Below are 20,247 nucleotides of genomic sequence, written 5' to 3' on the forward strand. Positions count from 1 at the left end.
ACCGTTGCCGTCACCGGGCCCGCCTTTCGTTCGCGACTGCGGGGCTCCGCTTCGCTGCACTCCTCGCGCTCACCGGGCCCGCCCTTCGTTCGCGACTGCGGGGCTCCGCTTCGCTGCACTCCTCGCGCTCACCGGGCCCGCCTTTCGTTCGCGACTGCGGGGCTCCGCTTCGCTGCACTCCTCGCGCTCACCGGTCCACCTCGATTTCCAGGCCCGACGGCAAAGGCGCCACGTCGTCGTCGTACGAACTCTCCTGCGCGCGGTCGACCTCGGCCTGCTCGTAGGCGGTCACCAGGTCGACGTACCCCGGCACGGTGGCCAACAACTCGTTGTGGGTGCCCCGGGCGACCACCCGTCCCTGCTCCACGTAGATGACCTCGTCGGCGAGCGCGATGGTGGCCCGGCGGTAGGCCACCACCAGGATCGACGCGGCCGGGACACCCGCCTCTGCGGTCGACGACCGCAGCCCCGCCAGGATGGCCGCCTCCACTCGAGGATCGACAGCGCTCGTCGCGTCGTCGAGCACCAGCAGGCGCGGCCGACCGGCAAGCGCGCGGGCCAGGGTGAGCCGCTGCCGCTGACCACCGGAGAGGGAGGTGCCCCGCTCGCCGACCATGGTGTCCAGACCGTCGGGGAGCGCGGCGACGAAGCCGTCCGCCTCGGCCAACCGCAGCGCCGCCCAGACCACCTCGTCGTCGACGCCGGGCCGGTCGAGGGCGATGTTGGCGCGGACCGTGTCGTCGAAGATGAAGGGCACCTGGGCGACCAGGGCCACCGTGCCGGCCAGCGACGCGGAGGTCAGCTCCCGCACGTCCACGCCGTCCAGGCACACCGTGCCGGAGTCCGGGTCGACGAGGCGCACCGCAAGCGACGTGATAGTCGACTTGCCGGCGCCGGTGGGCCCCACCAGGGCCACCGTCCGGCCGGACGGCACCGTGAAGCCGACCTCGCCGAGGACCTGCGCGCCGGGCGGGTGTGCCTCGGCCGGCGGGTAGGAGTAGTGCACGTCGGCGAAGCTGAGCGTGGCCGGGCCGGAGCCGGCCGCGGCGAGCACCCGCTGCCCGTACGGCATCTCGCCGGTCGCGTCGAGGACCCGGCGGACCCGGTCCCAGCCGGCGACGCTGCGCGGCAACTCGGCCAGCACCCAACCGATGGCCCGCACCGGAAAGGCGAGCACGGTGAAGAGGAATGCCACGCTGACCAGCTCCGTCACGCTGATCGCGCCCTGCCGCAGCCGGAACGCCCCGACCACCAGGACGGCGAGGGTGCCGAGGCTGGGCAGTGTCTCCAGCAGCGGGTCGAAGATGCCGCGCAGCCGGCCGACAGCGATCAGCGAGTCGCGCAGCTCACCGGCGCGGCCCGCGAACCGGGCGGTCTCCTGGGCCTCGCGGCCCATCGTCTTGACCACCAGGGCGCCGTCGAAGCTCTCGTGGGCGATCCCGCTGACCTCGGCGCGCAGGCGCTGCGCGCGGGCCTGCCGGGGGGCCATCCGGCGGGAATAGACGACGTTGAGCGCGAACAGCGCGGGGAAGACCGCGAGGCCGACCAGGGCGAGCGCCCAGTCGGTGGCGAACAGCGACACGATCGCGCCGACGAGCATCACCAGGGTGCCGACGGCGAACGGTAGCGGCGCGATCGGGTACCAGGCCGCTTCCACGTCGGAGTTGGCGTTCGACAGCAGGGTGCCGGTGGAGTTGCGGTGGTGCCAGGACAGCGGCAGCTCCAGGTAGCGACGGGTCACCCGGCGGCGGTAGGAGGCCTGGAGGCGGTACTGCATGTAGCCGGCGCCGAGTCGGCGGCCGAAGATGCCTGCCACCCGCAGCACGCTGATCCCGAACAACGCGGCCGCGGCCAGCGCCAGGGTGCCCGCGCCCACCTCGCCGCGTTCGATCGCCGGAAGCGCCACCTCGCCGATGACCGCCCCGACGACCCGGGCACTGACAATGATCATCCCGCCGAAGAGCACGCTGCCGACGACCGCCACCGCGAAGATGCGGGGCTGCTCCCGAATCGCCTGCCGCAGGACCCCCAGCCCTCGACTGAGAACGTCCCGACTTGTTGTGCTCGCCACGCTCTCCCCCGCCGTAAGCCGCAATTATCTCCCTCATCCTTACTGGTCGGGGCCAGCGCCGCCGACCCCGACCGGATATGTCGACCATCACGTGCCGGCCGGCGGTGTGCCGGGGACGTCCGCCGCCGCGCGCCGACGAGCCACCGGGCCTACGATCGGGCCATGCCGCGGTACGCCCGAGCCGAGCGCGAGGCGCTGGCCGACCTTCTCCTGGCCCTCGGGCCGACCGCCCCGACGATCAACGAGGGCTGGGCGACCCGTGACCTGGCCGCGCATCTGGTGCTGCGCGAGCGCCGTCCGGACGCGGCGGGTGGCATCGTGCTGCCGGCGCTGCGCGGCTACGCCGAGCGGGTCCGTCAGCGGCTCGCCGCACAGCCCTACCCCGAGTTGGTGGCGCAGGTGCGACGACCACCGCTGTGGAGCCCGGTCAGCAACCCGGTGACCGACGAGGTGGCCAACACGATGGAGTTCTTCATCCACCACGAGGACGTCCGGCGGGCCGTTTCCGGATGGCAACCGCGCGACCTGCCCACCGGTCTGCAGAGCGCGCTCTGGAAACGTGCCACCCCGATGGCCCGGCTGGCGTTGCGCCGTTTCGCCGCGGACCTCTTCGTGCAGGCGCCCGGCCACGGTGAGGTCTCCGTCGGTCGCGGTGGTGAGCGGCTGCGCCTGGTCGGCGCCCCCGCCGAGTTGGTGCTGTTCTTCTCCGGCCGGCAACGGGTGGCCCGGGTCCAGCTGAACGGTTCGGTGGAGGCGGCTCGTCAGCTGCGCGCCGCCCACCTGGGCATGTGACCGTGTGTGCGTAAACGGTCACGGAATAGCTGTGGAATTTCCCACACCCAGCGAAACACGCTGATACCTCCTCCCGTACGCTTCAGCGCGCCGCTCCGCGCCGGGCGGCACGAAGTGGGGGCGCACTGTGCGAAGTTTCGCGATCTCGGCGCTGCGGGAGCCCCCGTTTCCCACGGGGCGCCATGGCGCCACGGAGCAGGTGGCGAGCGAGAGCGTCGAGTGGGCGCGCGCATTCGGTCTGGTCGACTCCAGTCAACGGGTGCACCGCCTGGAACGGGCCGACGCCGCCGGGCTGGCCGGCCGCGCCTGCCCGGACGGCTCGGTGGAGGGGTTGCGGCTCCTCACCGACCTGATCAGCTGGCTCTTCGTGATGGACGACGCCTGCGACGAGGACGGTCTCGGCGCCGACCCGGTCCGACTCGGCCCGGCGATCAGCACCCTGCTCGACGTCCTCGACAAGTGCGGTGACCCGGACATCGTGCCGCCGGCCGTCGGGCCGCTCGGTGACGCGCTGCACGACCTCTGCCGCCGGACCCGGCTGCACGACCACGCGGCACTGCTGCTGCGGTTCGTCAGCCAGATGCGGGAGTACCTGTTGGCGCTGCTCTGGGAGGCCGGCAACCGGGAACGTCGGCGGGTACCCGAGTTCGCGGAGTACCTCCAGCTACGCCGGCACATCGGCGGCGTGCACCCCTGCCTCACCCTGACCGACCTGGCGTCGACGCGACCCTCCGGGCCGACCCAGCGGGCCGACCCGGGGCTTGTCGCCCTGGACCTGCTTGCGGTCGACCTGGTCTGCTGGTGCAACGACCTCTTCTCCTATGGCAAGGAGAGCAAGGCCGACCCGGACGCGCACAACCTGGTGACGGTGATCGCCCAGGACAGCGACGCCGACGAGGTGACCGCGCTGCGGAGTGCGGCGCACCGGTTCAACCAGGGGTTGGCGACGTACCTGGACGCCGAGGAGGCGCTGTTGGCCGCCGGTGACGACGGGATCCGTGCCGCGCTGAGCGCCAGGCGCAACTGGGTCCGGGCCACCTACGACTGGTCAGTGGTGGCTGCCCGGTACGCCTGATCGGCCGTACCTGTTGGTGGGATGGGGCCGCCGGACGATCACCAGGTCTAGCCGATGCACGGGGACAGGCAATACTCTTCGGTAACCATCATGACGTGACGACCGTCACGCCACCACCCCCGAAGGCGGCTACAGCGATGGCTCTCGATGTACCGTACCGCTCCATCCCGGACATGTTCCTCAAGCGCGTGGCGGCCACCCCCGACCGACACGCGTTCGCGTCCCCTAACCCCGACGACTCGGGGCCCGTCTGGCTGACCTGGGCGCAGGTCGGCCAGCGCGCCAGGGCGGTCGCCGCCGGCCTGCACGGCCTGGGCGTCGGCCAGGAGGACCCGGTCGCGATCCTCGCCAACACCCGGCTGGACTGGGTGATCGCCGACCTCGGCATCATGTGCGCCGGCGGCGCGACCACCACCGTCTACCCGACCACGGAGCCGGCCGACGCGACCTACATCATCGCCGACTCCGGGTCGAAGGTGCTGTTCGCGGAGAACCCGGCCCAGGCGGCGAAGATCGCCGGGGCGACCCTGCCCGCGCTCACCCACGTGGTGCTGCTCGACGGCGATGTCGACCCGAGCGCCGGGGTTGCGCAGTTGACGCTCGCCGACCTGGAGGAACGCGGTGCCCAGGCGCTTGCCGCCGAACCGGATCTGATCGACATGCTGGTGGCCGGCATCGGTCCGGACCACCTGGCCACCCTGATCTACACCTCCGGCACCACCGGCCAACCCAAGGGCGTCGAGCTGCTGCACGGCGGCTGGTGCTGGGAGGCCGTGGCACAGGCGGAGGTCGGGCTGCTGCGCGACGACGACCTGCAGTACCTGTGGCTACCGCTGGCCCACTCGTTCGGCAAGACCCTGCTGTGCGGCGCCATCCACGTCGGCCTGCCCACCTACGTCGACGGTCGGGTGGACAAGCTCGTCGACCTCCTCTCGGTCATCCGTCCGACGTTGATGTGCGGTGCGCCACGGGTGTTCGAGAAGGTCTACAACAAGGCCGTGACCACCGCTCAGGACGCGGGCGGCGCGAAGGCGAAGATCTTCGCCTGGGCCGTCGGCGTCGGCAAGGAGAAGGTCACCCTGGAGCAGGCCGGCAAGCCGGTGCCGGGCGGGCTGAAGCTGCGCTACGGACTGGCCGAGAAGCTGGTGTTCAGCAAGCTCCAGGCCCGTCTGGGTGGCCGGATGCGGGTGCTGGTGTCCGGCGCCGCACCGCTCAGCCCGGAGATCGCCACCTTCTTCGCCGCCGCGAACCTGCCGATCTCCGAGGGTTACGGCCTGACCGAGACCAGCGCCGGCAACTTCGTCAACCCCCCGGACGGGCTGCGGATCGGCACTGTGGGCCGGGCGATGGGCGACCTGGAGTGCACGATCGACACCGACGGCGAGATCCTGGTGCGCGGTCGACCGGTGATGCGCGGCTACCACAACCTGCCGGAGGAGACCGCCGCCTCGTTCACCGAGGACGGCTTCTTCCGCACCGGTGACATCGGCACCCTCGACGAGCAGGGCTACCTCCGCATCACCGACCGCAAGAAGGACCTGGTCAAGACCTCGGGCGGCAAGTACATCGCGCCGTCGCACATCGAGGGCATGTTCAAGGCCATCTGCCCGTACACCTCGCAGGCGGTCGTCGTCGGTCAGGCCCGCAACTTCTGCACGATGCTCGTCACCCTCGACCCGGACGCGATCCGGGGCTGGGTCGCCGGCGGGCCCCTCGAAGGGCGCAGCTACACCGAGATCGTCGCCTCGGCCGAGGCGCAGACCATGGTGGAGGAGTACGTCGCCCAGCTCAACGCCAAGCTCAACCGCTGGGAGACGATCAAGAAGGTGGCGATCCTGCCGCGCGACCTGACGATCGAGGACGGCGAGATCACCCCGTCGTTGAAGATCAAGCGGCGTGGCGTGGAGAGCAACTTCGCCGCCGAGATCGACAAGATGTACGCCGGCACCCTCGCCGAACTCTGACGCGTCGCCGGTGGCCCCGCGCCCGTTCGGGCGCGGGGCCACCGGCGTTCGTGGCCGGCGTGGCGCTCAGGCGATGACTGCCGTCTCGCGCCACCGCTGGTGGCCGGTCCGGTCCAGGTCGTAGCGGATCGCCGCGATCCGCCCGACGGCCTCCACGAGGTCCGCGGCGGGCAGGGTGAAGGGCAGCCGCAGGAAGCGCTCCAGGGTGCCGTCCAGGCCGAACCGGGGGCCGGGCGCCAGTCGTACGCCGACCTCCTCGGCGGCCCGGGCCAGGGCGCTCGAGACCGGGCCGTCCAACTCGGCCCAGAGCGTCACGCCGCCCCGGGGCACGGTGACCCGCCACTCCGGCAGTCGGTGCGCCAGCGCGCCGAGCAGTGCGTCACGCTGGACGGCCAACTGGACGCGGCGGTCGGCGACGATGGCCTTGGCGTCGGCGAGCAGGTGCACCGCGACCAGTTGGTCAAGCACCGGGCTGGCCATGTCGACCCCGACCCGCACGGCGGCCAGCCGCTGCACCTGCGGCGCGGACGCGCGCACCCAGCCGATCCGCAGCCCGCCCCAGAAGGGCTTGCTCATCCCCCCGATGCTGACCACCCGGCTGTGCCGGTCGTAGGTGGCGACCGGGGGTGGCACCTCGGTGCCGTCCATCGACAGGTCCACGAAGGACTCGTCGATGATCAGGTCGGTGCCGACCGCGTGTGCGGCGGCCACCACGTGCTCGCGCAGCGAGGCGGGCATCAGGTGCCCGGTCGGGTTCTGGAACTCCGGGATCAGGTAGGCCAGCTTGGGTCGGGTCTGCCGGAGACTGCCAAGCAGCAGGTCGGGTTCCCAGCCGGCGTCGGCGGCCAGACCGTGGGTGGTGATCCGGGCCCGCCGACCGGCAAGCGCGGCGAGGGCGTTGGGGTAGGTCGGGGACTCCACAAGCACGGTGCCGCCCGGGGTCAGGGCGAGCCGCAGCACCAGGTCCAGTGCGTGCTGGGTGCCGCTGGTGACCATGATCTGGTCGGCCGAGGTGGGCAGCCCTCGGGCGGTGTACGCGTCGGCCACCGCCTCGCGCAGCTCGATGATGCCGGTCGGGTGGTAACCGGCCCCGCTCAGGTAGCGGGGCAGGTCCTCGGTGGCGGCCTGGGCGGCCGACAGCAACTGCGGCGGGGCGGCCAGCGCCGCGACGCCGAGGTCGAGCATCTCCCGGTCGTCCAGCGGGGTCCACAGCCCGGTGCTGGCCACCCGGTGGTTGCCGGGCAGCATCGTCCAGCTGCCGGCGCCCCGACGACTGGCCAGGTGCCCGGTCTCGCGCAGGTGCCGGTAGGCGGCGGTGACGGTGGTCCGGCTGATCCGGAGCGCCTCGGCCAGCTCCCGCTCGGCCGGTAGGCGGACGCCGAGCGGCAGCCGGCCGTCGGCGAGCAGCCCGCGCACCGAGCCGGCGAGCGCGGCGTAGTCGGGGCTGCGTCGGCGGCCCGGCAGGGCATGCCACTGCCCGAGCAGACGGGCCAATTGGACGCCGCGCACCTGCCCGTTCATAGCCACTCCCTGGATATTGGCTTCTTCCTCAAGGAGGATTGGCACCTAGGGTGGCATGCATGGCACTGCTTGGCAATCTGCGGCACCGGCCGGTTCGGCGGTTGGTCCAGCTCTACCTCGGGCTCGCGCTCTACGGCGTCAGCATGGCCCTGATGATCCGCTCCCAGCTGGGCCTCGACCCGTGGGACGTGTTCCACCAGGGGCTCGCCAAGCTGACCGGGCTCTCCTTCGGCACCGTCACCATCGGCGTCGGCGCGCTGGTCCTGCTGCTCTGGATCCCGTTGCGGCAACGGCCCGGCCTCGGCACGGTCAGCAACGTCGTGGTGATCGGCCTGGTCGTCGATGCCACACTGGCCCTGCTGCCCCCGGGTGGCCCGCTCAGCGTCCGGATCGCGATGCTCGTCACCGGGATCGTCGCCAACGGCGCCGCCACCGCCCTCTACCTCGGCGCCCGGTTGGGGCCCGGCCCCCGCGACGGTCTGATGACCGGGTACGTGGCCCGCCGGCCCGGCCGGTCGATCCGGCTGGTGCGCACGGTCATCGAGGTCACCGTGCTGGCGCTGGGCGCGCTGCTCGGCGGCACGGTCGGCGTGGGCACCGTCGCGTACGCGTTGGCCATCGGTCCGTTGGCCCAGTTCTTCATCCCGCTGTTCGCCGTACCGGAGGGCGTTACGCCCGACAGCGCCGCACCCCCGCCCGGTAGCGCCGCACCGGCCACCCCCACCGGCTGAACCCTCACCGACCGTCTGCGAACCAGTACGTGGCGGTGGTGCCACGCACCGGTTCGCGGGTGGGTGTTCCCTTCCGCGACGCGCGCCGTCATCATCTGTGCATGGGGGAGAACGGTTGGCGCTGGAACGACGCCTGGATCTTCGTGTCGCTCGTGATCGCGAGCGGGGCAGGACGGCACCGTCGGTCGGCGACAAGTCGACGGCCGGAGGGTGTCCGCCTGACCGACGTGCTCTCCACCGCCGACCACCTCAACCACGCGATCCCGCAGCGACACGAGGTGGAGGCCGCCGTCCAGCGGCTGGTCGGCGCAGGGCTGGTGAGCGTCGCCGACGGCTGGTTCCGGATCACCGCCGAGGGTGAGCAGCTGTGGCGTACCCGCCCGCGCGCTGGCGTGGCGACCATGGTGGACACCGTGCAGGGTGTGTTGACCCGGCGGCACGCGCCCGGCAGCGCGGACTGGATCCTGGACGAGGCCGACCACGCGGCCGCCGTCCAGGAGTACGCGGTCCGTTCGATCCCCAGCCCACGCCGGTCACCGGAGGGGCACTCCGGCGAGCGCTGAGCGGCTCAGCGCACCGGGTGGCCGCTGCCTCGCAGCGCGTCCTTGACCTCGGCGACGGTCAGCTCGCCGAAGTGGAAGACGCTTGCGGCGAGCACCGCGTCCGCGCCCGCGCCGATCGCCGGCGGAAAGTGGGCCACCTCGCCGGCGCCGCCACTTGCCACCACCGGCACGTCCACCACCGCCCGCACCGCGGCGATCAGCTCCAGGTCGAAGCCCGCCTTGGTGCCGTCGGCGTCCATCGAGTTGAGCAGGATCTCGCCGGCGCCCAACTCGGCGCTCCGGGCCGCCCACCGCACGGCGTCCATGCCGGTGCCACGTCGACCGCCGTGGGTGGTGACCTCGAAGCCGCTCGGCGTCACGCCGCTCGGGGCCCGTCGGACGTCGAGGGAGAGCACGAGCACCTGCCGGCCGAACCGGTCGGCGATCTCGGCGATCAGCTCCGGACGGGCGATGGCGGCGGTGTTCACGCCGACCTTGTCCGCTCCGGCGCGCAGCAGCGTGTCCACGTCGGTGACCTGCCGGACGCCACCGCCGACGGTCAGCGGGATGAACACCGACTCGGCGGTGCGGCGCACTACGTCGAGCATGGTGCCCCGGTCGCTGGAGGACGCGGTGACGTCGAGGAAGGTCAGCTCGTCCGCACCGGCCCGGTCGTACGCGGCGGCCAACTCCACCGGGTCGCCGGCGTCCCGCAGGTCGAGGAAGTTGACCCCCTTGACCACCCGCCCGGCGTCCACGTCCAGACAGGGGATCACCCGTACCGCCACCGTCATGCCGCGAGCCTATCCTCCGCACGCGCGACGACGGCCGACCTGTGAGGCCGGCCACCGCCGCGCGTCGGATCGGGATTCACACCTTGACGAGCATCTTGCCGAGGTTGTCGCCGCGCAGCAGGCCGAGGAACGCGGCCGGGGCGTTCTCGATGCCGTCCACGATCGTCTCGTCGTAGGACAGCGTGCCCTCGCGCAGCCAGCCCGCGACGTCGCGGACGAACGCCGCCCGCACGTCGTTGTGGTCGTTGACCAGGAAGCCACGCAGGGTGAGCCGCTTGCCGATGACAAGCGCCAGGTTGCGCGGCCCGGCCGGCGGCTCGGTGGCGTTGTACTGCGCGATCATGCCGCAGATGGCGGCCCGTCCGTGCAGGTTCATGGCCGAGATCGCGGCTTCCAGGTGGTCGCCGCCGACGTTGTCGAAGTAGACGTCGACACCGTCCGGGGCGGCCTCCCGCAGCCCCTCACGGACCCCGTCGTGGTAGTCGAACGCCGCGTCGAAGCCGAGCGCCCGCAGCCGCTCGACCTTGGCCGGCGAGCCGGCGCTGCCGACCACCCGGCCGGCGCCCTTGAGCTTGGCGATCTGGCCGACCAGGCTGCCCACCGCGCCGGCCGCGGCGGAGACGAAGACCGTCTCGCCGGGCTTCATCGCGGCCACCTCGAGCAGCCCGGCGTACGCGGTCAGCCCGGTCATCCCGAGCACGCTCAGGTACGCGCTGACCGGGGCGACATCCGGGTCGACCGGACGGGCGGCGGTGGCGTCGAGCAGCGCGTACTCCCGCCAGCCCAGCCCGTGCAGGACGGTGGCGCCGACGGCGATCTCCGCTGCCTCGCTGGCCACCACCTCGCCGATCGCGCCACCGTCGAGCGGCGCGTCGAGCGCGAACGGCGCCACGTACGACTTGACGTCGTTCATCCGTCCGCGCATGTACGGGTCGACGGACATGTACTGGTTGCGGACCACGATCTGGCCCGGTCCCGGCGTCGGGACGTCGGTCTCGACGAGTCGGAAATTGTCGTCGGTGGGCCAGCCCTGGGGGCGGCTGGCCAGGTGGATCTCGCGGTTGCTGGTCACGGGGTGGTCGTCCTCTCGTCCGCGGATGGGGGGCTGCGCCGCGGTGTCAGGCGGGCAGGGTCTCGCGAACGGTGAGCGTGACGTCGATGTTGCCGCGGGTGGCGTTGGAGTACGGGCAGACCTGGTGGGCCTGCTCGACAAGCTGCTCGGCGGCCTCGCGGGGCACGGCCGGCAGGTCGACGACGAGTTGCACGGTGAGCCCGAAGCCGCCGCTGCCGTTCGGGCCGATGCCCACCTCGGCGCCGACCACGGAACCGGTCACGTCGGCCTTGGCTCGCCGGGCCACCAGGCGCAGCGCGCCGTGGAAGCAGGCCGCGTAGCCGGCGGCGAAGAGCTGCTCGGGGTTGGCCGCACCACCCGCGCCACCCATCTCCTTCGGCACGGCCAGGTCGAGCGTGAACGTGCCGTCGGAGGTCTCGACGTGGCCGTCCCGGCCGTCGCCGCTGGCGGTCGCGGACGCGGTGTAGAGAACCTGCATGATGGTCACTGCTCCTTCTGTCGGTGGATGGTGTCGGTGACCCGGGTGAGGGTGTCGCGCAGCGCGACAAGCTCACCGAGACCCAGCCCGGTCGCCTGCGCGATCCGCAACGGGACGTCGCAGAGCTGCTCGCGCAGCGCCCGGCCCTGCTCGGTGAGGCCGACCTCGACCCGCCGCTCGTCGCGGGCCGACCGCCGCCGCACCACCAGGCCCGCCCCCTCCAGCCGCTTGAGCAGCGGGGAGAGCGTGCCGGAGTCGAGTCGCAGCTCGGCACCCAACTCGGACACCGTGGGGGCGTCGTCGGGGCGCTCCCAGAGCACCAGCAGCGCCAGGTACTGCGGGTAGGTCAGCCCGACCTCGTCGAGGATCGGCCGGTAGACGTCGGTGAGTGCGCGCGACGCGGCGTAGAGCGCGAAGCACACCTGCCGGCGCAGCACCAGGTCATCGGTCACCGTTGAACCGTAGCCCACAATTAAGTTGTGCACAATCTAATCGAGCCGACCATGGCTCGGCCGGGCACACCTCAGCGATCGCCGAGGTACGCCTCCAACTCGACCTCGACCAGGTGCTCCGGGTCCAGCAGGCCGGCCACCACCACCAGGGTCGCCGCCGGCCGGACCGCACCGAAGACCACGTTGTGCGCCCGGCCCACCTCGTCGGCGTGCAACCGGTCCGTCACGTACATCCTGGTCCGGACCACGTCGCCCGGCTCCGCACCCACCTCGGCGAGCGCGGCCAGGCCGATCCGCAGTGCCTGCGCGGTCTGCGCGGCCGCGTCACCGACGTGCACCACCTGACCGTCCACCGTCGACGTGCAGCCCGCCGTGAAGGCCCGGTCACCGGCCCGGACCACCCGGGAGTAGCCGTAGTGCTGCTCCCACGGGCCGCCAGACCCCAGCCGGGTGACCGTCACGCCTCGGCCAGCGTCCGCAGCGCCTCGGCCACCGTGAAGGCACCCGCGTAGAGCGCCTTACCGGCGATCACGCCCTCCACCCCGACCGACTCCAGGGTCGCCAACGCCCGCAGGTCGTCCAACGTGGACACCCCGCCCGAGGCGATCACCGGCCGGTCGGTGCGGGCACACACCTCGCGCAGCAGATCCAGGTTCGGCCCGCGCATCGTGCCGTCCTTGGTGATGTCGGTGACCACGTACCGGCTCGCACCCGCCTTGTCCAGCCGCTCCAGCACCTCGTACAGGTCACCACCGTCCCGGGTCCACCCCCGCGCCGACAGGATCTGACCCCGCACGTCCAGCCCGATGGCCACCCGGTCGCCGTACTCCGCGACCACCCGGTCACACCAGACCGGGTCCTCCAGCGCGGCGGTGCCGATGTTCACCCGGGCCGCCCCGGTGCCCAGCGCCGCGCGCAACGACTCGTCGTCGCGGATGCCACCCGACAGCTCCACCTTCACGTCCAACTGGCGCACCACCTCCGCGAGCAGGTGCGCGTTGGTGCCCCGCCCGAACGCCGCGTCCAGGTCGACCAGGTGGATCCACTCCGCACCATCCTGCTGCCAGGCCAACGCGGCGTCCAACGGGTCGCCGTAGGTGCTCTCGCTCCCGAGAGCGCCCTGCACGAGCCGAACGGCCCGGCCGTCGGCGACATCCACGGCGGGCAACAGGGTCAGGCTCACAGTCTTCTCCTCGGTCAGGTACGACGGTCCAGGGCGATCACCACGATCGCCGGCAGTACGAGCAGCAACAGCACGATCAGCGCGATACGCAACGCCAGGCTGTCGACGAACGACCAGATCAGGATCAACGCCGCGCCGGTGAGCAGCACGATCGCGGCACGCTCACCCCGGGTGTGCCGGGCCAGCCGCCCGGAGCGCCCCCGCCGCAGCCGCGGCGTCAGGCCACGCACCACCGCGCGGCGGCGCTGCCGACGGGCGACCCGGCGCTGCCGGACCGCCCGCTCCCGGGCCTGCTCCGCCTCCCGCTCCGCCCGCCGGCGGGCGCGCTCCCGGCTCACCGCGACACCCGTCGGTCGGGCACCGCGCGACGACGCTCAGCCACCGTTGGACAACGTGGCGAGCCAGTTGCGCAACAGCGCGGCACCGGTGTCGGCGGACTTCTCCGGGTGGAACTGGGCCGCCGACAACGAGCCGCGTTCCACCGCCGCGACGAAGTCCGTGTCGTGGTGGGCGGTGGTCACCGTGGCGCCGGCGGCGGCAAGCGCCACCGGGTCGCCCATCGCGTACGAGTGGACGAAGTAGAACCGGCTCTGCTCCGCCAACCCGGCGAACAGCACCGACTCCCGGGGTGCCCGAACCGTGTTCCAGCCCATGTGCGGCAACCGGGTGGCCGCCAGTCGGGTCACCCCGCCGGGCAGCAGCCCCAACCCCTTGGTCACCACCCCGTGCTCGTCGCCGTGCTCGAAGAGCACCTGCATGCCCACGCAGATGCCGAGCACCGGCCGGCCAGCGGCCACCCGTTCGGCGATCACCGGGCCGGCGCCGAGCGCCTCGATCCCCGCCATGCACGCCGCGTACGCGCCCACACCCGGCACCACGAGACCGTCGGCGGCAGCCGCCGCGGCCAGGTCGTCGGTCACCCGCACATCCGCCCCGGCGGCGGCCAGCGCCCGCTCCGCCGAACGCAGGTTGCCCGAGCCGTAGTCGAGCACCACCACGTCACTCATGTCGCCACCCCGATCACCCGTTCTCCGGCAGCAGCCGCAGCAACCCGGCGGCCGTGGCGAGCACCGCGAGCGCCGCGGTGACCAGCACGGCCCCCTTCGGCGCGCCCTGCCGGTAGAGCGACCAGGTGCCACCCACGAGCACCCCGGCCAGGATCAGCAACAACGTCGGCAACGCGGCACCCATCAGAGCCCTCTTCCATTCGCGACTGCGGGGCTCCGCTGCGCTGCACTCCTCGCGCTCATCAGAGCGCGCCCTTCGTGCTCGGGATCGACCCGGCGGACCGCGGGTCGATGGAGGTGGCCTCGCGCAACGCGCGGGAGACCGCCTTGAACTGCGCCTCCACCACGTGGTGCGCGTCCGGGTGACCGCCCGGCCGGGCCGCCCGCAGCACGTCGACGTGCAGCGTGACCCGGGCCGCCTGACCGAAGGACTCCCAGATGTGCCGGGTCATGCTCGTCGCGTACACCGGCCCGATGTAGGGGGCGAGCACCGGCTCGTCGTGCACCACGTACGGCCGACCGGAGAGGTCCACCGCGGCCCGGACCAGCACCTCGTCCATCGGCACGGTCGCCGAACCGTACCGCCGGATGCCGGCCTTGTCGCCGAGCGCCTGGTCGAACGCCGCACCCAGGGCGAGCGCGGTGTCCTCGATCGTGTGGTGGGCGTCGATCTCCAGGTCACCCACGGTGCGCACGGTCAGGTCGAAGCCGCCGTGCCGGGCGATCTGGTGCAGCATGTGGTCGTAGAAGCCGACGCCGGTGCTGATCTCGGCGGCTCCGGTGCCGTCGAGGTCGATCTCGACGAGGACCTTGGTCTCCTTGGTGATCCGCTCCACCCGGGCGGTCCGACTCATCGCGAAGTCTCCATTGCAGAAAGAGCAGAAAGAAAGGCGTCGGTCTCGGCGGCGGTGCCGGCGGTCACCCGCAGCCAGCCCGGCAGGCCGACGTCACGGACCAGCACCCCCTGCGCCAGCAGGGCGTTCCAGACGACGCCCTGGTCGCCGCCCACCTCGAAGAGCACGAAGTTGGCGTCGCTGTCGGCGACCCGCAACCCCCGCTCGCGCAGCGTCGCCACGATCCGGTCCCGCTGCGCCATGATCGCGCTCACCGTACCGAGAAGGGCGTCGCGGTGGGCCACCGCCGCGCGCGCGGCGGCCTGGGTGAGCGCGGAGAGATGGTACGGCAAACGGACGAGCTGCACCGCGCGTACCACCGCCGGGTCGGCGGCCAGGTAACCCAGCCGGCCGCCGGCGAAGCCGAATGCCTTGCTCATCGTCCGGGTGACCACCAGCCGCGGGTGGCCGGGCAGCACCGCGAGGGCGCTGACCGTGCCGGGCCGGGCGAACTCGGCGTACGCCTCGTCGACGACCACCATGCCGGGCGCGACGTCGAGCACGGCGGCGATCACCGCCGGGTCCAGTGCCGTGCCGGTGGGGTTGTTCGGCGAGCAGAGGAAGACCACGTCCGGTCGGTGCTCGCGGACCTGGGCGACCGCGTCGTCGGCGGTCAACCCGAAGTCGACGCCGCGCTCGGCGGGCACCCACCGGGTGCCGGTGCCGAGGGCCAGCAGTGGGTGCATCGAGTACGCCGGAACGAAGCCGAGCGCGGTGCGCCCCGGCCCTCCGAACGCCTGGAGCAACTGCTGCTGGATCTCGTTGGAGCCGTTGGCCGCCCACACCTGGTCGACGGTGAGACCGTGCCCGAGGTATTCGGCCAGGTCGGCGCGGAGCGCCACCGCATCCCGGTCCGGGTAGCGGTTCAGCTCACGCAGCTCGGCCGCGAGCGCCTTGCCGATCGCCTCGACCACCGGCTCCGGCACCGGGTGGGAATTCTCGTTGGTGTTGAGCCGCACCGGCACATCCAGTTGCGGCGCCCCGTACGGTGACAGCCCGCGCAGGTCGTCCCGGATCGGCAGGTCCTCAAGACTGGTCACGCCGACCCTCCCGGGAAACGGGCCTGGACCGCCTGGCCGTGTGCGGGCAGGTCCTCGACGTTCGCCAGGGTGACCACGTGCGGCGCCACGTCCCGCAGCGCGGCCTCGGTGTACTCGATCAGGTGCACGCCGCGCAGGAACGACTGCACCGACAGCCCGGAGGAGTGCCGGGCGCAGCCGCCGGTGGGCAACACGTGGTTGGACCCCGCGCAGTAGTCGCCGAGCGACACCGGCGACCAGGCGCCCACGAAGATCGCCCCGGCGTTGCGAACCCGAAGCGCCCACTCCCGGGCGTCGGCCGTCTGGATCTCCAGGTGCTCGGCCGCGTACGCGTCGACCACCCGCAGCCCCGCCTCCAGGTCGTCGACGAGCACCACGCCGCTCTGCTCGCCGGTCAGCGCCGTGGTCACCCGATCGGCGTGCTTGGTCGCCGGCACCTGCCGGGCCAGCTCCGCCTCGACCGCCTCGACAAACGTCACCGACGGGGTGACAAGCACGCTCGCGGCGAGCGGGTCGTGCTCGGCCTGACTGATCAGGTCGGCGGCCACGTGCGCCGGGTCGGCCGTGTCGTCGGCCAGGATGGCGATCTCGGTCGGCCCGGCCTCGGCGTCGATGCCGACCACACCGCGCAGCAGCCGCTTGGCGGCGGTCACCCAGATGTTGCCCGGGCCGGTGATCAGGTCGACCGCGTCGCACCGCAGCTCACCCGCCGGGTCGACCGCCGCCCCGTACGCCAGCATCGCCACCGCCTGGGCCCCGCCCACGGCGTACACCTCGTCGACGCCGAGCAGCGCGCACGCGGCGAGCACCCGGGCGTCGGGCAGGCCGCCGTTGTCCTTCTGCGGCGGGCTGGCCACCACCAGCGACCGCACACCGGCCGCCTGGGCGGGCACCACGTTCATCACCACGGTCGACGGGTACATCGCCAGGCCGCCGGGCACGTAGAGGCCGACCCGGTCGACCGGCAGCCACCGCTCGGTGACCGTGCCGCCCGGCACCACCTGCGTGACGTGATCGGTGCGCCGCTGGTCGGCGTGCACGCGACGGGCCCGGGTGATCGACTCCAGCAGCGCGGCGCGCACGCCGGGGTCGAGCACCCCCTCGGCCTCGGTGATCGCCTCGACCGGCACCCGCAGCACCTCCGGGGAGATGCCACCGAACCGTTCGTTGGCCTCCCGGATCGCCGGGTACCCATGCTCACGGACCGCCTCCACCAGGGGCCGGATGCGCTCGACGGCGACGGACACGTCGAGCTGGGCACGGGGCAGCAGGCGGCGCGGGTCACCGAGACCGTCGCGCAGGTCGATCCGATTCAGCACCCTTGCGAGTCTAGGCGGCCGTCCCGACGTCCACCCGAGCCGCCCGTACGCCGGGACGGTGAGCCGGGCCACGCCCGGCGGGACGAGATTGGTTAGGCTCGACCATGTGACCGCACGGCTGCCGGTGTTCCCGCTCGCAACGGTGCTCTTTCCCGGCCTGGTGCTGCCGCTGCACATCTTCGAGGAGCGCTACCGGGCACTGGTCCGACACCTTGTCGACCTGCCCGAGGGCGCGCCGCGTGAGTTCGGCGTGGTGGCCATCCAGGCCGGCTGGGAGGTCGCGCCCGCAGGTCCGGGCGCGCGGGCGACGCCTGGCGTCGGCGAGGTCACGCTGCACGAGGTGGGCTGCACCGCCGAGCTGCGCCAGGTGACCGAGCTGGCCGACGGGGGTTTCGACATCGTCACGGTCGGCCGCCGTCGGTTCCGGATCGCCGAGGTCGACGACAGCGCGCAGCCCTACCTGACGGCCGACGTCGAGTGGCTGCCCGACCAGGGCGGCCCGGACGAGGTCGCCGACCTGCTGGCGGCCCGGGTGATCGCGGTGTTCCGGCAGTACCTCGGCCTGATCCGCTCCGACCCGGAGGAGATCTCCGAGCAGCTGCCGGAGGACCCGACAGTGCTCTCGCACCTGGTGGCGGCGACCGCCGCACTCACCGTCGACGACCGGCAACGGCTGCTGGCGATCGACGACACCGCCTCCCGGCTCCGCGCCGAGCTGCGGTTACTCAACCGCGAGGCGGCTCTGCTGCGTCAGGTGCGGGCGGTTCCGGTGCCGCTTGCGGAGTTGGCGTCCCCGCCGACACCCAACTGAACTCCCCCGGCTCGGGCTCCGGGCGCAGGCCCGGCCACCGTGACCAGCCCGCCAGCAGCGTGTACATGACCGCAGCCCCGAACGCCGGCAGCAGCAGGTTGCCGTGCGGCACCGGGAGCACACCGAGCAGCCAGTCCACCCCACCGGCCCGCAGGTCGGCGGGCTTGCTGAAGGCCTGCCCGGCCGGGGCGGTGGCCAGCAACCGGTCGAAGGTGGCCAGGCCGATCCGTCGCCCCACCTGCCAGGCCACCGGCGCGGCGACCAGGGTGCCGAGCACTGCGGCGAGCAGCCCGACCGGGCCGCGCCGCCGACGCAGCACGAACCACAGGGCGAGCGCCACGAGCAGCCCGAAGGCCAGCCCGAGCAGGCTGAACCACCCGTCGGCGGCGATCGGCTGCTCCGGTTGCGGCTCGGCGTAGATCGCCCCCTCGGCGGTCTTGAGCACCGGAGTGTCCGGCGCGAGCGCGGCCCAGAGCAGCCCGAGCGGCACACCGAGCGCGGCAAGCGCGAGCACGACGCCGAGCACCGTCGCCACGGCACGCCCCGGACGCCGCGGCTCGTCGAACCGAAGCTCCAGCACGCTTGCGTACGCCGCCGAGGCAGGCGGCTGGGCCGGGCCGGACCCGACCGGCGCGGCGTCGGCGACCGGGTCGACCCCCGGCGGTGTCGCGCCCGGGGTACGGGGTGGCGAGGGTTGGTCGGGCTCGTCGACGGCCCGCTCGGGATCGGGGTTGTCCGTGCTCACCCGATGATCCTCTCAGGCCCGTCGGGAGAGCGGGGCTCCGGTGGCGGCAGACCAGCTCACCGGGCGAACGGCTCCACCATCATCGCGGCGGCCCGCAGCCACGCCTGTCGGGTCTCCGGTTGGAGTTGGTGGTACTCGATCGACGACCCGGTCTCCAGCGCCGGGTCGTACGGCACCACTGCCACTCCCCGGGTACGGGTGGCGAAGTGCCGCTCCAGGTCGTCCTGGAGCGTCGAGCGCCCCGGCGTCGGGCAGGAGATGAGGGTGATCGCGTTGTCCGCCAACTCGCCCATGCCCTCCTCGTGCAGCAGGTCGAGCATCCAGTCCGCGCTGAACGCCGCGTCCTCGCGGGGCACCGTCGTCACCACCAGTTGGTCGGCGGCCTGCATCACGGTGCGCCAGTTGGGGCTCTCCACGTTGTTGCCGGTGTCCACACAGACCACGTCGTGGGTACGCCGCAGCAACTCCAGCACCCGCCGGACGGTGAACTGGTCCAGTCGTTGGGCGAAGCGCGGGCTCTCCTCGCCGGCCAGCACGTCGTACGAGCCGTCGGAGGCGTGCCGCAGGTAGTCGTCCAGCCGGTCCAGCAGAGTCGCGCCCTCCAGGATCTCGATCTGGGCCAGGTCGCTGATCAGGTGCCGGATGGTCCGGGCGTGCCGGGCGCTGCCGGCGCGCAGGCCGAGGGTGCCGCGCAGCTCGTTGTCGTCCCAGGCCAACACGCCCTTGCCGCGCACGCTGCCGACAGTCGCCGCGGCGAGCACGGTGGCGGTCGTCTTGTGCACCCCGCCCTTGGGGTTGGCGAAGGCGAACACCCGGGGTGTGCCCAGGTCGCGCTGGAGCACCCCGTTGGCGCGCTCCTGCTCCTGGTCGACGGAGTGCGGCCGCCACTCGACCCGGGCCGGGTAGGCACGTTCGGCGACCGCCGGGGCAGGTGGGGGCGGGGCGACCGGCGGCGGGGCGACCGGCGGCGCGGGCGGTGGGGCGACCGGCGGGAGCGCGGGAGCGGCAGCGGGATAGCCGGTCTCGGGCTGGTAGCCGGTCTCCAGCAACGCGTACCGCGACTCCACCGGCGGGTCGCCCGGCCGGTAGCCGTTGTCAAGCAACGCGTAGCGCGACGGGATCGGCTCGGGGCCACGTGGCGGCGGCTCGGGCTCGGCCCGGTAGCTCGGCTCGGCGCGGTAGTCCGGCTCGGCCCGGTAGCCGGGCGCGGCCCGGTAGTCCGGTTCGGCCCGGTAGCCCGGCTCGGCCCGGTAGCCGGGCTCCGCGCGGTAGTCCGGCTGCTCGGGCCGGTACGCCGGCTCGGCCCGGTAGTCCGGCTCGGCGCGGTAGCCCGGTTCGGTCCGGTACGCCGGCTCGGCGCGGTAGTCCGGCTCGGCACGATAGCCCGGCTCAGCCCGATAGGCGGGGTCGACCCGGTAGGTCGCCTCGGCGCGGTAGCCAGGCTCCGCGCCGTACGACAGGTCGGCCGGATGCCCGATGGCGGGTGCCCGCCCGGCGTAGCCGTTGGGGGCCGCACGCCGTGGCAGTGGGTCCGGTGGCGACTCGTCGGCGCGCCGGTCCGGTTCGGTCTGCTCCGCGCCGCGACCGCCCAACCGGGCACGGTCCAACAACGCACGCCACCGCGGCGCTGGTTCGGCCGGCCGGCCCCAGCCGGTCTCACTGCCCTCCACGGCCCGCCCTCCCAGCGCCATCGATCTCTGTCTGACAGGCTACGAACCCAACCCTATTCGGACCACACCTCGGAGCGCACACCAGCC

Annotated in this window: 22 protein-coding genes; 6 read left to right on the forward strand and 16 right to left on the reverse strand. The window is 72.8% G+C overall.

All coding sequences use genetic code 11. The annotated features are described in order from the left end of the window. Positions 1-187: 187 nt before the first annotated feature. Positions 188-2,071, reverse strand: coding sequence for an ABC transporter ATP-binding protein (locus tag ACWER9_RS15460; protein ID WP_452302454.1), 1,884 nt, complete (start codon positions 2,069-2,071; stop codon positions 188-190). A gap of 162 nt (positions 2,072-2,233) precedes the next feature. On the opposite strand from ACWER9_RS15460, the gene ACWER9_RS15465 reads away from it, so the two are divergent. From ACWER9_RS15465 to ACWER9_RS15475, 3 genes are all read left to right on the forward strand, one after another. Next, positions 2,234-2,863 (forward strand): TIGR03085 family metal-binding protein, encoded by a 630-nt coding sequence (locus ACWER9_RS15465; protein WP_452302455.1) that lies wholly within the window; start codon positions 2,234-2,236, stop codon positions 2,861-2,863. Positions 2,864-3,062: 199 nt separating this feature from the next. Beyond that, a complete protein-coding gene (locus ACWER9_RS15470) occupies positions 3,063-3,938 on the forward strand; it encodes a terpene synthase family protein (RefSeq protein WP_452302456.1) in 876 nt (291 codons plus the stop codon). 137 nt (positions 3,939-4,075) lie between these two features. After that, positions 4,076-5,902, forward strand: coding sequence for an AMP-dependent synthetase/ligase (locus ACWER9_RS15475; RefSeq protein ID WP_452302457.1), 1,827 nt, complete (start codon positions 4,076-4,078; stop codon positions 5,900-5,902). Positions 5,903-5,968: 66 nt separating this feature from the next. Here ACWER9_RS15475 and yczR read toward each other — a convergent pair whose 3' ends face one another. Next, entirely contained in the window at positions 5,969-7,423 is a 1,455-nt protein-coding gene (gene yczR / locus ACWER9_RS15480) for a MocR-like transcription factor YczR (RefSeq protein ID WP_452302458.1), read from the reverse strand. Positions 7,424-7,482: 59 nt separating this feature from the next. On the opposite strand from yczR, the gene yczE reads away from it, so the two are divergent. Next, positions 7,483-8,154 (forward strand): membrane protein YczE, encoded by a 672-nt coding sequence (gene yczE, locus ACWER9_RS15485; RefSeq protein WP_452302459.1) that lies wholly within the window; start codon positions 7,483-7,485, stop codon positions 8,152-8,154. Positions 8,155-8,255: 101 nt separating this feature from the next. Continuing rightward, positions 8,256-8,717: a hypothetical protein gene (locus tag ACWER9_RS15490; protein ID WP_196924558.1), complete on the forward strand. Its 462-nt coding sequence runs from the start codon at positions 8,256-8,258 to the stop codon at positions 8,715-8,717. Between the two features lie 5 nt (positions 8,718-8,722). Here ACWER9_RS15490 and hisF read toward each other — a convergent pair whose 3' ends face one another. The 12 genes from hisF to hisD all read right to left on the reverse strand — a co-directional run bounded on the left by hisF (position 8,723) and on the right by hisD (position 16,934). After that, positions 8,723-9,490, reverse strand: coding sequence for an imidazole glycerol phosphate synthase subunit HisF (gene hisF / locus ACWER9_RS15495; protein ID WP_452302460.1), 768 nt, complete (start codon positions 9,488-9,490; stop codon positions 8,723-8,725). 76 nt (positions 9,491-9,566) lie between these two features. Further along, positions 9,567-10,562 carry an NADP-dependent oxidoreductase gene (locus ACWER9_RS15500; RefSeq protein WP_452302461.1) on the reverse strand — a complete coding sequence of 332 codons (996 nt, stop codon included), beginning with the start codon at positions 10,560-10,562 and terminating at the stop codon, positions 9,567-9,569. Positions 10,563-10,608: 46 nt separating this feature from the next. Further along, on the reverse strand, positions 10,609-11,040 hold the full coding sequence (locus ACWER9_RS15505; protein WP_433321067.1) for an organic hydroperoxide resistance protein: 432 nt from the start codon (positions 11,038-11,040) through the stop codon (positions 10,609-10,611). A 5-nt stretch (positions 11,041-11,045) separates the two neighbouring features. Further along, the gene (locus tag ACWER9_RS15510) at positions 11,046-11,492 is read right to left on the reverse strand and encodes a MarR family winged helix-turn-helix transcriptional regulator (RefSeq protein WP_452302462.1); all 447 of its coding nucleotides are present in this window, start codon (positions 11,490-11,492) and stop codon (positions 11,046-11,048) included. A 71-nt stretch (positions 11,493-11,563) separates the two neighbouring features. Continuing rightward, positions 11,564-11,953, reverse strand: coding sequence for a RidA family protein (locus tag ACWER9_RS15515; RefSeq protein WP_452302463.1), 390 nt, complete (start codon positions 11,951-11,953; stop codon positions 11,564-11,566). Further along, positions 11,950-12,675, reverse strand: a complete 726-nt coding sequence (priA, locus tag ACWER9_RS15520) for a bifunctional 1-(5-phosphoribosyl)-5-((5-phosphoribosylamino)methylideneamino)imidazole-4-carboxamide isomerase/phosphoribosylanthranilate isomerase PriA (RefSeq protein ID WP_452302464.1) — start codon at positions 12,673-12,675, stop codon at positions 11,950-11,952. The genes ACWER9_RS15515 and priA overlap by 4 nt, the downstream gene beginning before the upstream one ends. 14 nt (positions 12,676-12,689) lie before the next feature. Then, positions 12,690-13,013: a hypothetical protein gene (locus tag ACWER9_RS15525; protein WP_452302465.1), complete on the reverse strand. Its 324-nt coding sequence runs from the start codon at positions 13,011-13,013 to the stop codon at positions 12,690-12,692. Positions 13,014-13,049: 36 nt separating this feature from the next. Continuing rightward, positions 13,050-13,682: an imidazole glycerol phosphate synthase subunit HisH gene (hisH, locus tag ACWER9_RS15530; RefSeq protein WP_452302466.1), complete on the reverse strand. Its 633-nt coding sequence runs from the start codon at positions 13,680-13,682 to the stop codon at positions 13,050-13,052. Positions 13,683-13,695: 13 nt separating this feature from the next. Continuing rightward, positions 13,696-13,866: a hypothetical protein gene (locus tag ACWER9_RS15535; RefSeq protein WP_452302467.1), complete on the reverse strand. Its 171-nt coding sequence runs from the start codon at positions 13,864-13,866 to the stop codon at positions 13,696-13,698. A 58-nt stretch (positions 13,867-13,924) separates the two neighbouring features. Then, entirely contained in the window at positions 13,925-14,536 is a 612-nt protein-coding gene (gene hisB / locus ACWER9_RS15540; protein ID WP_366608757.1) for an imidazoleglycerol-phosphate dehydratase HisB, read from the reverse strand. Then, the gene (locus tag ACWER9_RS15545) at positions 14,533-15,615 is read right to left on the reverse strand and encodes a histidinol-phosphate transaminase (protein ID WP_452302468.1); all 1,083 of its coding nucleotides are present in this window, start codon (positions 15,613-15,615) and stop codon (positions 14,533-14,535) included. The genes hisB and ACWER9_RS15545 overlap by 4 nt, the downstream gene beginning before the upstream one ends. After that, the gene (hisD, locus tag ACWER9_RS15550) at positions 15,612-16,934 is read right to left on the reverse strand and encodes a histidinol dehydrogenase (protein WP_452302469.1); all 1,323 of its coding nucleotides are present in this window, start codon (positions 16,932-16,934) and stop codon (positions 15,612-15,614) included. The genes ACWER9_RS15545 and hisD overlap by 4 nt, the downstream gene beginning before the upstream one ends. 106 nt (positions 16,935-17,040) lie before the next feature. Between hisD and ACWER9_RS15555 the strand changes: the two genes are divergently transcribed. Beyond that, a complete protein-coding gene (locus ACWER9_RS15555) occupies positions 17,041-17,745 on the forward strand; it encodes an LON peptidase substrate-binding domain-containing protein (RefSeq protein ID WP_452302470.1) in 705 nt (234 codons plus the stop codon). Here ACWER9_RS15555 and ACWER9_RS15560 read toward each other — a convergent pair. Continuing rightward, the gene (locus ACWER9_RS15560; protein ID WP_452302471.1) at positions 17,660-18,490 is read right to left on the reverse strand and encodes a DUF2567 domain-containing protein; all 831 of its coding nucleotides are present in this window, start codon (positions 18,488-18,490) and stop codon (positions 17,660-17,662) included. The genes ACWER9_RS15555 and ACWER9_RS15560 overlap by 86 nt on opposite strands. Before the next feature lie 56 nt (positions 18,491-18,546). Beyond that, on the reverse strand, positions 18,547-20,181 hold the full coding sequence (locus ACWER9_RS15565; protein ID WP_452302472.1) for an AAA family ATPase: 1,635 nt from the start codon (positions 20,179-20,181) through the stop codon (positions 18,547-18,549). Between the last annotated feature and the right edge of the window lie 66 nt (positions 20,182-20,247).

Source organism: Micromonospora sp. NPDC003944 (assembly GCF_053605225.1).